General features: G+C 75.6%; 3 protein-coding genes. All 3 read right to left on the reverse strand.

Features of this window, described 5'->3' with window-relative positions:
• Nucleotides 1-26 precede the first annotated feature (26 nt).
• The gene (locus tag HEP81_RS02425) at nucleotides 27-8,735 is read right to left on the reverse strand and encodes a non-ribosomal peptide synthetase (protein ID WP_051849899.1); all 8,709 of its coding nucleotides are present in this window, start codon (nucleotides 8,733-8,735) and stop codon (nucleotides 27-29) included.
• The gene (locus HEP81_RS02430) at nucleotides 8,732-13,204 is read right to left on the reverse strand and encodes a type I polyketide synthase (protein WP_051849898.1); all 4,473 of its coding nucleotides are present in this window, start codon (nucleotides 13,202-13,204) and stop codon (nucleotides 8,732-8,734) included. The genes HEP81_RS02425 and HEP81_RS02430 overlap by 4 nt, the downstream gene beginning before the upstream one ends.
• A gap of 142 nt (nucleotides 13,205-13,346) precedes the next feature.
• Nucleotides 13,347-14,084, reverse strand: coding sequence for an aspartyl/asparaginyl beta-hydroxylase domain-containing protein (locus HEP81_RS02435; RefSeq protein ID WP_051849897.1), 738 nt, complete (start codon nucleotides 14,082-14,084; stop codon nucleotides 13,347-13,349).
• Nucleotide 14,085 lies beyond the last annotated feature (1 nt).

The raw sequence follows: 14,085 nt of genomic DNA on the forward strand, positions 1-14,085 counted from the left end.
GCGCCGTCCCGCCCGCGCGGTGTGCCTCAGTCGGCGGACGGGGCTCCGGGGCCACCGGGGCGGCGCAGGGCGCGCCGCCGCTCGTGGTGCCTGCGCCGGTCGGCGGCGGGTTCCGCGGCCGGAGACGGCGTGGCCTCGGCCCGGTCCGGCACGGGTGCGGGCTCCATCGGCGCGGCCGGGGGCCCCGCGTCAGTCACCGGAGCCGCCGTCGCGGGGGCCGCGTCGTCGAGCAGTTCGGCGAGGAGCCGCAGGGTCGGGCGGTCGAACATGTCCACCACGGACAGCTCGGTGCCGAACTCCTCGGTGATCCGCCGCTGGACCCGGACGAGATGCAGGGAGGTGGCGCCCGCGTCGAAGAAGTTCATGTCGATCGCGAGTTCCTGGCCGTCCATCACCTCCCGCCAGAGAGCGGCGAGCCGCTCGACGGCGGAACCGGACGGGGCGGGGGCGGCGGCCGCAACCGGTGCCGAGACGGGCGCTGTTGCCACGGCGGCGACCGGCACCGGCGCGGCTGGGGTGACCGGGGCCGACGCGCCCAGCCGGGCCAGCGCCTTGCGGTCCACCTTGCCGTTCGCCGACAGGGGCAGCGCGTCGGCGATCCGCAGGTGCCGGGGGACCATGTAGGCGGGGAGCTGCCGGGCCAGTTCGGCGCGCAGCGTCTCCTCCCAGGGCGCCGGATCGGCGGCGACGCCCGCGAGGGGGCCGCCGAGGAGGGTGTGCAGCACCGTCTGGTCGTCCTCCAGGCGCAGCACCTCGTGCAGCGGCTCGGCGTACACGTCGCCGATCGGGCACAGGCCGATCCGGCAGGTGCCGGCGCGCTGCCGCAGCAGCTGGGCCATGGCTCCGGCCTCCAACAGGCCGAACTTGCCCGCGAGTTCGCCGTAGACCGGGGTCACGGCCGCGTTCCTGGCCACGAGGTGGACGGCGAAGCCCGCGGCGCCCGCGAGGGCCCGGTTGGACTCGTCGTACAGCAGCGGTTCCAGGGCGCGTCCGGCGCCGTCGGGGCCGTCCAGCGCGACCAGGGCGGGGCCTGCCGGGTCGAGGTAGTAGGTGCCGGCGGGGATGCCCTCGATGCCGCCGGGCGCGACCGCGACGTACGTCTGGACGGGGTAGAGGCCCCCGGCCGAGCCGTAGGCGTAGCGGGGCACGCCGTCGTCGTCCTGCCGGGCGAGCACGGTGAGCAGCGCGTACAGGTCGGCGGCCGAGACCGTGCCCGTGCCGAAGCCGGTCGCGGCGCTCCACGCGGTGGAGGCGGCGCGCAGCTGTGCGCTGTCGGCGGGCAGCGCGATGGGGACGATCTCGCGCCCTACGAGGTCGGTACGGCGGCCCGGCTGGCGCAGCCGGGTCTCCAGCCGGCGCACCCGTGTGGCGTCGAGGGCGGCGGGGGCACCGGACGCGGTCGCGCCCGGGGCCGCCGTACCCGGCGCGGCGGGAGTCGTGCCCGGTGCGGCGGTGTCCCGTACCACGTACGCCGCCAGTTGCGCCGTCATTCCCGTGCCCTCGACCAGCGCGGCGGCGGCGCGTACGCCGTCCGCCCGGAGCAGCGCGGATTCGATCTCGCCGAGTTCGATGCGCATGCCGCGCACCTTGACCTGGGAGTCGGCGCGGCCGAGGAACTCCAGGTCGCCGTCCGGCAGCAGGCGAGCCAAGTCGCCGGTGCGGTAGAGGCGTTCGCCGGTGACGGGGTGGGTGGGGAAGGCACGCTCGGTGAGCTCGGGGGCGTTGCGGTAGCCGGTGGCCAGGCCCACTCCCCCGATGAACAGGGCGCCGGGCACGCCGGTGGGGCGCAGCCGGAGGGCGTCGTCGAGGACGTACATGCGCTGGTTGCGCATGGGGCGGCCGTACGGGATGCTCGGCCGCTCCGGGTCGACGGTGCCGATCGGGTGCAGCACCGACCAGATCGATGCCTCCGTGGCGCCGCCGAGGCTGATCACGTCGGCCTTCGGGGCGACGGCGCGGATCCGGTCGGGCAGGCTGACGGGGATCCAGTCGCCGCTGAGCATGACCAGGCGCAGTCCGGCCCCGTCGACGGCGGGGTTGCCGGCGGCGTGCACGAGCAGCATCTCCATCAGCGCCGGCACCGAGTTCCACACGGTGACCTGGTGGTCGGCGAGCAGCCGGGCCCAGCGGACCGGGTCGCGTTCCTCTCCCGGGCCGGGAAGGACGAGCGCGGCGCCGGCGGCGAGGGTGCCGAAGATGTCGTACACGGACAGGTCGAAGCCGAGCGAGGAGAGGGCGAACACCCGGTCCTCGGCGTGCACTTCGAACCGCTCGTTGATGTCGATGACGGTGTTGAGGGCGCCCCGGTGGTCGGTCATCACGCCCTTGGGGTCGCCGGTGGAGCCGGAGGTGTAGATGACGTACGCCAGGTCGCCGGGGGCGGTGCCGGGACACGGGTCGTGGTCCGTGCCGAGGGCGGTGCCCCGGGCGACGGCGTCGCCGAACCGCAGCACGGTGACGCCCTCGGGGGTCCTGTCCGCGGTGGACATGCCGTCCGGGGCGAGCAGGGCGACGGCCCCGGCGTGTTCGAGGGAGCGGGTCACCCGGGCGGGCGGCAGACCGCTGTCCAGGGGCAGATAGGCGGCGCCGGCGCGCAGCACGCCGAGGGCGGAGGCGACCTGTTCCCAGCCGCGGTGGGCGAGGACGCCGACGAGGTCGCCGCCCCTAACGCCGCTCTCGCACAGGGTGCGGGCGACGGCCAGGGAGGCGCGGTCCAGTTCGCCGTAGGTGACGGTGCCGGTCGCGGAGACGACGGCGGTGCTGTCCGGGGTGCGCCGGGCGCGCTCCAGGAACGGCTCGTGCAGCAGTCCGGCCGGGAGGGGTCCGTCGGTGGCGTTCAGCGCGGTGTAGCGGGCGGCCTGCGGCGGCGGCAGGATCTCACGGTGCGCGTCGGACCAGGCCACCGGCTCCTGGGCGAGCGCGGTCAGCAGCGCCGTGTACGCGCCGAACATGTCGTCCAGGGTGCCGGGCGCGAACAGCGCCTCCACGGCGTCCCAGGTGAGCCGGAGCCGGCCGCCGTCCTCGGCTATCTGGTGGTCGAGCCACACCTGGGGCGTCTGGGTGATGGTGTACGCGACCCGCGCGCCGAGCCCGGCCGGGGGTGTGGCGCCCGCGTCGGCGGCGCCGAGTTCGCTGGTGAAGACGACCGGCATGACCGCCTCGGCCACACCGCGGCGGCGGGCGAGTTCACCGGCGACCCAGACGCCGCTGACGAGCTGGTGGTCGAGGTCGTTCCAGAGCCGGTCCTGGATGCGGCGGGCCCGCGCCTCGAAGGCGTCCTGGGTGGCGCCGTCGATCTCCAGCATGGTCAGCGCCGTGAAGTCGCCGACGAGGAAGGGGAGTTCGGGGTGGTCACCGACGCGGTTGAAGAGGGTGAGGTTGAGGGTGAAGCGGTCGGTGCCGGACCAGGCGCCGAGGACGGTGGCGTAGGCGGCCAGGGCGAGCGCGGAGGGGGTGATGTGGGCGGCGGCGGCCCGCTCCTTCAGCCGGGCCCACAGGCTGGCGTCGAGATGGGCCTCGCGGCGCCGGAAGCGGGTCTCGGTGAGCTGGTCGGGGCGCTGGGCCAGCGGCAGCGGCGGCGCGGGCGGCAGGGTGTCGAGGCGGTCGCGCCAGTAGGCGAGGTCGCGGTCGCGTTCGGGTCCCTCGCGGCGGGCGCGCTCGGCGACGACATAGTCCCGGAACGACAACTCCAGTGGCCGGGGGTCGAGTTCGCCCCGGTAGACGGAGAGGAGTTCGCGCAGCAGGATCTGGACGCTGCCGCCGTCGGCGATCAGGGTGTCGATACCGAGGTGGAGGCGGACGGCGGTGCCGGTGGTGCGGCTGGCGCGGATGTCGAACAGGGGCCAGGTGTCGGAGGGCAGCACCTGGTGCGACATGGCCTGCCGGGTCGCCGCGAGTCGCTGCTCCCGTTCGGCCGGGTCCTTCTCGCGCAGGTCCTCGGCGCCGATCCGGTAGGCGGGGACGTCGGCGAGGACGCGCTGTTCGCCGTCCTCGTCCACGACGATGCGCAGCGCGTCATGGCGCCGCACCAGTGACTGCCAGGAGCTTTCCAGGCGGGGCAGGTCGACGTCGTCGAGGTCGAGTTCGACGTACAGGTGGCAGGAGACATCGCCGCCGACGGCGCCGCTGCGGCCGATCCAGTAGGCGCGCTGCACCTCGGTGAGCGGGAACGGCTCGTGGCGGTGCGCGGGGTCCGGGTGGAGCCCGGCCGGTGCGCTGGTGTCCTGCCTGTCGTCGGCCCTGGTGGTGGCGTCGACGGCGCGGGCGAGGTCGGCGACGGTGGGGGCCTCGAAGAGGGTGCGCAGCGGCAGCCGGACCCCGAGGGTGCGACGGATACCGGCGACGACCTGGGTGGCGAGCAGGGAGTGGCCGCCCAGTTCGAAGAAGTCGTCGTGGATGCCGACGCGTTCGGCGCCCAGGGCCTCGCGCCACACGAGCGCGATGGCCTCCTCGGTGGGTGTCGTGGGGGCGGTGAACTCCGCGCCGTCCTCGCGGCCGAGCGGTCCGGGGGCCGGCAGCGCACCGCGATCGATCTTGCCGTTGCCGGTCAGCGGCAGCGCGTCGAGCAGCACATAGTGCGAGGGGACGAGGAACGCGGGCAGGCGGCGGGCCAGTTCGGCGCGCAGCTCGGCGGGTACGGGCGGCTGTTCGGGGGTGGCGGGTACGACGTAGGCGGCGAGCGCGGCCCGAGCGGTGCCGGGCGCGTGGGCGGTGACGACGCACTGGCGCACGGTGGGCAGCGCGGTGAGCGCGGCCTCGACCTCTCCGGCCTCGATGCGGAAGCCGCGGATCTTGAGCTGGTTGTCGTTGCGGGAGAGGTACTGGAGCCGGCCGTCGGGGCGGACGCGCACCAGGTCGCCGGTGCGGTAGAGGAGCCGGCCGTCCTCGGCGGTGACGAAGCGCTCGGCGGTCAGTTCGGGGCGGCCGAGGTATCCGGCGGTCACTCCGGCGCCGCCGATGTGCAGTTCGCCGGGGACGCCGGGCGGGACGCGGCGGCCGTGGGCGTCCAGGACGCGGACGGTGGTGCCGGCGATGGGGCGGCCGATGGTGACGGTGCCCTCGGCCACCTCGACGGTGTCGGTGGTGGACCACACGGTGGTCTCGGTCGGCCCGTACATGTTGCGCAGGGTGCCGCGCAGATGGCCGGCGAGGGCGCGGACGAGGTCGGTGTCGAGGGCCTCGCCGCCGAGGAGCAGTTCGCGCAGGGTGCCGAGGGCGGCGGTGTCCTCCTCGTCGAGGAGGGTCCGGGCCTGGGAGGGCGTGCACTGGAGGTGGGTCACGCCGTGCGCGCGGATCAGCGCGGTGAGGTCGGTGCCCGCCGTCGCGGGGCGCCGACTCGCGCTCGCGGCGCGGGACTTCAGCTCCGCCAGCGCGGGCCAGGCGGCCGCGGCGGCGTCCGTGTCGACGCCGAAGTCGACCAGGCAGGCGATCTCGTCGACGCCCGCCTCGGTCAGCCGCCGTACCAGCGGCAGCCGGTCCTCGACGGTGCCGATGAGGGAGCTGTCGGCGAGGTAGCGGGCGCAGGCGTGGTCGAGCAGGGCCTCCTGGTCGTCGGCCGTGAAGTCGTCCGCGGTGATGTCGACGCCGAGGGCGCGGGCCATGTTCTCGATCAGGCCGACGGAGGAGCGCAGGTACTCGCGGAACGGCGCCCAGGCGTGGGCCCGCACCTCGTCGGCGTCGGCGCCCACGAAGGTGTGCAGCATGAGCGTGACATGCGGTTCGCCCGGGTGGCCGGCGCGGTGCCAGGCGTCCCGGTAGACGGCGATGCGTTCGGCGAGGCCCTCGACGCTCTGGCCGAGCAGATGGGTCAGCAGCCGTACGCCCGCCTCGCCCGCCCTGCGGCAGGTCTCGGGGCTGCCCGAGGAGGTGAGCCAGACGGGCAGTTCGTCCTGGACCGGCCGGGGCAGGACGCCGACCTCCACGGTGCGGCCGCCGGGTCCCTCGAAGGGCACCCGGTCGCCGCGCCACAGGCGGCGCACGGTGTCCAGGCCCTCGACGGTACGGCGCTGGCGGTCGTCGTAGGCGTCCTTGGCGAGGACGAAGTCGTCCATGTGCCAGCCGGACGCGAAGGACAGGCCGACCCGGCCGCCGGACAGGTTGTCGACGACGGCCCACTCCTCGGCCACCCGGACGGGGTGGTGCAGGGGCATCACGACGCTGCCGGCGCGGATGCCGATCCGGCGGGTCGCGGTGGCCACGGCGGCGGCCAGCACGGAGGGCGCGGGGAAGGGTCCGCCGAAGGCGTGGAAGTGGCGCTCCGGCATCCATACGGCGCTGAACCCGTGCTCGTCGGCGAACCGGGCGCCGTCCATGAGGAGGCGGTACTGGTCCGGTCCCGGGTGGGTGTGGCCGGTGTCGCTGGCGAAGTAGAAGAGGCTGAACTCGGTTTCCTTCGAGGCGGGTTCGGTGCCGGCCGCGCCGGTGTGCGCGACCGCGACGCCGCTCCCGGCGGTCTCCGACGCGGTCTCGGCGGTCGCCGGGACGTCTCGGGTCGTGTCCGGTGCGGTGACGCCCTTGTCCGGACCGATCACCACCCGGTGGCCACGGCCTGCGGTCCACAGCAGTTCGAGGACGGAGATGTCGAAGGAGACGCTGGTGACCGCGAGCCAGGTCACCGGCTCGCCGCCGGTGCCCACGACCTGGTCCATCGCGGCGAGGAACGCCGTGAGGTTGCGGTGCAGCACCACGACGCCCTTGGGCTTGCCCGTGGAGCCGGAGGTGTGGATGACGTACGCGGGCGCCTCGGCGTCAACGGCCGTGACGGCGGGCGCGGTCACGGCAGGGGTCTCCGCCGCGTCGACGTCCACCAGCGGCACGCCCTCGGGCACGATGCCGGAGGCGAACGCGGACCGGGTCGGGGTGTGCACGAGTACGGCGGTGGGAGTGGCGTCCCCGCAGACGTACCGCAGTCGCTCCGCCGGGTAGTCGGGGTCGAGCGGCACATAGGCGCCGCCGGTCATCAGCACCGCCAGCAGCGCGGCGGGCAGGTCGGCGCAGCGCCGCAGGCCGATGCCGACCCGGTCGCCGGGGCGGACCCCCGCGGCGGCCAGCTGTCCCGCGATGCGCCGGGCGCGCTCGTCCAGCGCGCGGAAGGTGAGGGTGGTGCCGCCGGAGACGACCGCCTCGGCCTCGGGGCGGGTCCGCACGGCCTCGGCGAACGCGGTGAGCACGTCCGGGGCGCCCTCCGGCACGGGTCCGCCGTCCCCTGCGGCGTCGAGGAGGGCCTGTTCGGCGGGGGTGAGGGCGAGGAGTTCGGACAGGCGCAGCCGCGGGTCGGCGGTGGCGCGCCGCAGCACCCGTTCGAGCGCCGCGGTGAGGGTCTGCGCGCTCGTCGCGTCGAACAGGTCGCGGCTGAACTCGCAGATCCCCTCGGTGACTTCGCCGCTGCGGGCCAGTTCGAGGCTGAGGTCGGTGCGGCACAGGCCGTTGTCGAGGTCGACGGGTTCGACGCGGACGCCGGGCAGGGACAGCTCGCGCTCGGGTACGTTCCGGTAGCCGAACTGCACCTGGTACAGCGGGGCGTGGCCGAGGGCGCGGTCGGGGCTCAGCTCGCGCACGAGCCGTTCGAAGGGCACCTCGGCGTGCGCGAACGCGCCGAGGGACGTCTCGCGCACCTGGGCGAGCAGTTCCTCGAAGGTGGGGTCGCCCGACAGGTCGGCGCGCAGGACCAGGCTGTTGACGAACATCCCGGCGAGGCCGGCGAGTTCGGGCCGGTCACGGCCCGCGGTGGGGACACCGACGACGATGTCCTCCTGCCCGGAGTGCCGCATGAGGACGGCCTGCCAGGCGGCGAGGGTCACCATGAACGGGGTGGCCCGGGCCGTGCGCGCGGCTCTCTCCACGGCCTCGGTGAGCCCCGCGTCCAGGGTGAACCGGGTACGGCCGCCCTTGTGGGTGGGTACGGCGGGACGCGGCCGGTCGGTGACCAGGTCGAGCAGCGGCGGCGTACCGGCGAGCCGGTCCCGCCAGTAGGTGAGGTGGTCCGCGAGGTGCTCGTCGGTGAGGGTCCGGCGCTGCCAGGCGGCCCAGTCTCCGTAGCGCAGCGGCAGCGGGGCGGGCGCGGCGGTCTCGCCCTCCCGTTCGGCGCGGTAGCCGGAGCACAGCTCGTCCACCAGGACGGCACGGGACCAGGCGTCGCCGACCATGTGGTGGTTGACCACGAGCAGCAGGGCGCGGTCGGGCGCCGAGCGGATCAACACGGCCCGGAAGAGGGGGCCCTGGGCGAGGTCGAAGGGCCGGGCGGCCTCCCGCTCGGCGACGGCCAGGTCGCCGCCCTCGGTGTCATCGGCCTCGACCGTCTCCAGCACGGACCGCCCCGGGGCCAGCACCCGCTGTACCGGTACCCCGTCGGCCACCTCGATCACGGTCCGCAGCGCCTCATGGCGGTCGGCGAGCCGGGTCAGGGCGGCGTCGAGCGCGGCGAGGTCGAGCGTGCCGGTGAGCCGCAGTGCCACGTACTCGTTGTGGACGCCGAGGCCGGGGGTCAACTGCTCCAGGAACCACAGCCGTTCCTGCCCGAAGGACAGCGGCAGCGGGCCCTGCGCCGGGGTGATGGCGGACCGGTGGCCGGTCTCCGACGGCGTGCCGGCGGTGGCACCGGACGCGGCGGAGCCGGTGGTCGCGGCGGGCTCGGGGGTCGCGGCGGTGGCGCGGCCTCGGGTGCGTGCCTCGAAGGCGGCCCGCTGTTCGGGGGTGAGCCGGGCGAGTCGGTGCTCCCGGCCGGTCGGCTTCGTCACTGGTTCTCCAGTTCGGCGAGGATGCTGTCCTCGATCAGCTCGGCGAGGTCGGCCACCCGGCCGCCCTCGAAGAACGCGCGGGCGGGCACCTCGACGTCGAACTCGGCCCGCAGCCGGGCCACGACCTGGGCGGCGAGCAGGGAGTGACCGCCGAGATCGAGGAAGTCGTCGTCCACGCCGACCCGGTCCAGGCCGAGCATCTCGGCGTAGACGGCGGCGAGGCGTTCCTCGGTGGGGGTGCGCGGGGCGACGTACGGGGTGGTGAGATCGGGGCGGGGCAGGGCGACGGCGGCGGGCCGGGCGGCGGCCGGCTCCTCGGTCAGGCGCAGCGTGCCGTCGGTGACGACCGCCGAGGCGCGGGCCACGACATGGCGCCCCGCGGGTCCTTCGAGGAGGGCCGCGAAGGCGCGGGCGCCGTGTTCCGGGGTGAGCGCCCCGGCGAGCATCCGTTCCTGCAACGCCTTGAGGTCGGCGGGGACGTGGGCGTCGGCGGCCATGCCGAGCTCGCGCCACATGTCCCAGTCGACGGCGAGGACGTGCCGGGTGCCGTCCTGGGCCGCGGCCTCCGCGGCGGCGGCGAGGTAGGCGTTGGCGGCGGCGTAGTCGGCCTGTCCGTAGGTGGGCACGAGGGTGGCGAGCGAGGAGCACACCAGCAGCACCCTGGCCTCGTCGGGGCGGAGCGCGGCGAGCAGGTTGCGCATGCCGGTGATCTTGGGCGCGAACACGGCGCGGGCGTCGGCGTCCTCGCGCAGCGCGACCGAGCCGCCGCCGGGGACGCCCGCGGCGTGCACGACGCCGTCGATGCGGCCGAAGCGGGCGCGGACCTCGGCCAGCGCGGCGCCGAGGGAGTGGGCGTCGGTGACGTCGGCCCGTACGGCGAGGACCTCGGCGGCCGCGTCACGCAGCTCGCGCGGGATGTCGGCGTCGGCGGCGGTGCGGCCCAGCAGCGCGAGGCGGGCGCCCCGGGTGCGGGCCAGTTCGGCGGCGAGGGTCCGGCCGATGCCGCCGAGTCCGCCGGTGACCACCCAGGCCGCCCCGTCGGCGGGGAGGACGGGGGCGTTCTCGGCCGGGCCGGTATCGGTGGTGACGGTGCGGGTGAGCAGGGTGCCCGCGCGCAGCGCGAGGAGCCGGGCGGGCGTGGTCAGTACGGCGCCGAGGACGGTCTCGGCCGTCTCCTGGTCGAGCGTGCCGCCGGGCGCCAGGTCGATCTGGGCGCAGCGCAGGTTGGCGTACTCCTCGGGCAGCACCTGTACCGGGCCGCTGAGCATCGCGGCGGCCGGGTCGGGCCGTTCGCCGTCGCCGGTGCGGAAGGCTCCTGCGGTGAGGACGCCGACGCGGACCTCGTTGACGACGCTCTCCTCGGCCATGGCGCGGGCCAGCCGGACGAGCCCGAAGTAGCAGGAGGTCTCGTGGGCCGCGTCGTCCTGGGCGGTGTCCAGGCCCCAGGCGTACAGGACGGCGGTCGGGGTGCGGACGAGGGCGCGCAGGTCGGCCATCAGCTTGGCGTACTGGGCGGGGTCACGGGGGTCGAGTTCGTACACGCCCCGGCGTACGCGCCGGTACTCGGTGCCGGCCTGTACCACCGTCACGATCTGGCCGCGCGCGGTGAGCAGGTCCACGGCGGGCTGGGCGGCGCCCGCGGCGTCCATGAGGACGAGCCAGGTCTGGCGGCGGCCCCGCAGCGGCTCCCCCTCCTGCCCGGCGGCGTCGAGGGGACTCCAGGCGAGCCGCGCGAGCACGGCCTCGGCCGCCTCCCGTGCCGCCGGTTCATCGACGGCGGCGGTGCCGGGGTCGATCCAGTGGTCGAGGTGCTCGAAGGGGTAGCCGGGCAGTCCGGTCACCCGGGCCGGCTCCCCGAAGGGCTCCCAGGTGACGGCGGCGCCCCGCGTCCACAGTCCGGCAAGGGACAGGACGGCGCTCGCGGGCTCTTCCTCGGGGCCGCCGCGCCCGCGGGTCGGCAGCGGCGCCGGGGCGACGCGCGGGGCGTCGCCGCCGGGGCGCACGGCGCGCACCAGGTCGGTGAGGACGCTGCCGGGGCCGTTCTCCACCAGCACCAGGCCGTCGTCCAGGCCGGCGAGGGTGGCGAGGCCGCGGTCGAAGCGGACCGGCTCGCGCATCTGCCGGGCCCAGTAGCCGGGGTCGGTGGCCTGCGCGTCGGTGATCCACTCGCCGGTCACGCCGGACACGAACGGGACGCGGGGCGCGTGGCGTTCGGTGTCCGCCACCGCGTCGGCGAACCGGGCGGCCGCCTCGTCGCACAGCCGGCTGTGGAAGGCCCGGCCCGCGGGCAGCCGCAGGGTGCGCAGCCCCCGCTCGCCGAGGGCATGGGCGGCGCGTTCCACGGCGTCGGGCGGACCCGAGAGTACGGCCGCCTCGGGGCCGTTGACCGCGGCGAGGTCGAGTCCGTGGGCGGCGGCCTCCGCCGCTGCTGCGGCTTCGGCGAGCGGCACGGCGAGCATCGCGCCGGGCGCGGTGTCCGCCATGAGGCGGCCGCGTACGGCGGCCAGCCGCAGGGCGTCGGGCAGGGTGAAGACGCCGGAGAGGACGGCGGCGGTGAACTCGCCGAGGCTGTGCCCGAGCAGCGCGGCCGGCCGCACCCCCCAGTGCTCCCACAGCCGGGCGAGGGCGTGGCCGACGGCGACGACGGCGGGCTGGAGCAGTTCGGTGCCGCGCAGCTCCTCCGCGCCGTCGCGCAGCAGCGCGATCAGGTCCCGGCCGAGGACCGGGCGCAGATGGTCGGCGCACTCGTCCAGCGCGGCACGGAAGACGGGGTGGGTGTCGTACAACCCCATGGCCATGGCCGGCGGTTGGGCGCCCTGTCCGGGGAGCAGGAAGGCGACCGGCGCGTCCACGCGTTCGGTACGGGCCGCCACGGAGTCGCGGCGCCCGCCCGCGCGCAGGGCGGCCACGGCCGACGCCGTGTCGTGGGCGAGGACGGCGCGGCGGTGGTCCAGTTCGCGGCGTCCGGTGCGCAGGGTGCGGGCGACGTCCGCGAGCGGCACCTCGGGGTGCGCCTCCAGATGCGCGGCGAGCCGTTCGGCGAGGGTGTCCAGGGCGGTGGCGGTACGGGCCGACAGCGGCAGGGCGACCGGAACGGCCGGCCGGGGCGCGGCGGTTCGGGGGGTGGGCGGCGGCGCCTGCTCCAGGATGACGTGCGCGTTGGTGCCGCCGATACCGAAGGCGCTGACGGCGGCCCGGCGCGGCGACTCGCCCGCGGGCCACTCGGCGGACCGGCCGGGCGCGTGGAACGGGGTGCCGTCCAGCGCCTCGCCGGGCGTGTCGGCGTCGTCGTGCAGGGTGGCCGGGATCCGGCCGTGGCGCAGCGCCTGCACGGCCGCGATCAGCCCGGTGACACCGGCTGCGGTGTCGAGGTGGCCGACGGTGGACTTCACGGAGCCGAGGGCGCACCAGGGGGTGCCGTCGTCCGCCGGGTCGGCGGCGCGGTAGGCGCGGGTGAGCGCCTCGATCTCGATCGGGTCGCCCAGCGCGGTGCCGGTGCCGTGGCCCTGCACATAGCCGATGGTGCGGGGCGAGACGTCGGCGACGGACAGCGCCTCGCTGATCACGGCCGTCTGCCCGGCGACCCCGGGAGCGGTGTAACCGGCCTTCGCGGAGCCGTCGTTGGTGACCGCGGAGCCGAGGATGACGGCGTGCACCCGGTCGCCGTCCGCGAGGGCGTCGGCCAGCCGCTTGAGGACGACGACGCCGGCGCCGTTGCCGAAGACGGTGCCGTTCGCGTCCGCGCTGTAGGGGCGACATCGGCCGGTGGGCGACTCGATGCCGCCCTCGACGGGGAGGTAGCCGGAGCGCTGCGGCACGGTGACGGTGACGCCGCCCGCGAGGGCCACGTCGCACTCCTCGCCGAGCAGGCTCTGCACGGCCAGGTGCACGGCGACGAGCGAGGTGGAGCAGGCGGTCTGCACGGTGATGGCGGGGCCGCGCAGGTTCAGCTTGTAGGCGGCGCGGGTGGCCAGCTGGTCGGGCTGGTTGCTCTGGAACAGCAGCGGCACCCCGAGGGAGGCGCGCAGATCGGCGCGGGGCAGCAGGTTGTGGATGAGGTAGGTGCTCAGCAGCGATCCGGCGTACACCGCGATCGGACCCGCCGCGCGGTCCGGGTCGCAGCCGGCGTCCTCCAGGGCGGCCCAGGCGCACTCCAGGAAGACGCGCTGCTGGGGATCGATGACCGAGGCCTCCAGCGCGCCGTAGCCGAAGAGCCGGGAGTCGAAGCCCGCGATGTCGTCGAGGGCGCCCTTGGCCGGGACGTAGCCGGGCGCGCCGGACTCGGCCGCCGGCACGCCGGAGTCCCGCAGCTCCCGCGGGGTGAACCGGGTGACCGCGTCCGCGCCGGAATCCAGCAGGCGCCACAGCTCGTCGGGCGAGTCGGCACCGGGGAAGCGGCCCGCCATGCCGACGACGGCGATACGGCCCTCGACGTCGTCCCGGTCGGGCTGGAGTGGCTCTGCGTTCACGTTGGTCTCCGTTGGTGGCTCGGCGCGGACACCGCGCGGCGGCGGGCGGGGCGGGGGTGGGGGTGCCGGGCGGCGGCCGGTCCCGCGGGTGGTGGTCGCTCCGTGCGGGAACGATGGGGCCTGTACGAGGGCCGGCCGGCGGTCAGACCGCCATCAGATAGCGCTGGAACCGGGGCATGAGGTGTTCCAGGGCGCGGACCTCGGTCTCGGTCAGCTCCGGGTGCCAGACGTCCCAGAGCAGCACGGCGCGCTGCTGGGTGCCCCGGTTCCACGCCTCGTGGATGAAGCTGTCGTCGAACAGGATGACCTCGCCCTCCTGCCAGCCGCGCTCGTCGTCGCCGACCTTGATGGAGCAGCCGGGCGGCACGATCAGCGGCAGGTGCGTGGTCAGCAGCAGGTTGACCCCGCCGGTGTGCGGGGTGATGTGCACGCCCGGGTTGAGGACGGTGAACATGCCGTCGCGGGGCCCGTGCGGGGTCGCGGCCAGCGCCTCGCATGTCTTCGGACAGCGCTCCCGTGCCTCGTCGCGCCACTTGCCGTCGCGGTAGATCTGATAGGTGTCCCAGCCCTGCCAGCCGAGTTCCTTGGTGTACAGGTCCTCGTACGGCGCGAAGCGGGCCTCCGCCTCGCGCAGGGCGAGGAACTCCGCGCGGATGTCCTCGAAGGCGGCCTCCATGCCGGCCACCCACGGCTGGGCCGCGGTGTCGTGCCAGGGCAGCGCGCTGATCCCGGGGAAGAAGAGCCGGGTGGGCTCCTGCTCGTCGTGCAGGTACTCGGGGGCCTTCTCGCCGACCAGGATCGCCAGGCACTCCTCGACCCGTTCCAGGCCGTCGCCGCCCACGGCGTTCCGCAGCTCCGTCATCACGCTCTGCACGTCCATG

The sequence above is a fragment of the Streptomyces griseofuscus genome (assembly GCF_014673495.1).
In the GTDB taxonomy this organism is placed as follows: Bacteria; Actinomycetota; Actinomycetes; order Streptomycetales; family Streptomycetaceae; genus Streptomyces; species Streptomyces murinus.

Bases quoted from the DNA above. Each gene is read 5' to 3' on its own strand.
- HEP81_RS02435 (WP_051849897.1), bottom strand. From the start codon at position 14,084: ATGGACGTGCAGAGCGTGATGACGGAGCTGCGGAACGCCGTGGGCGGC.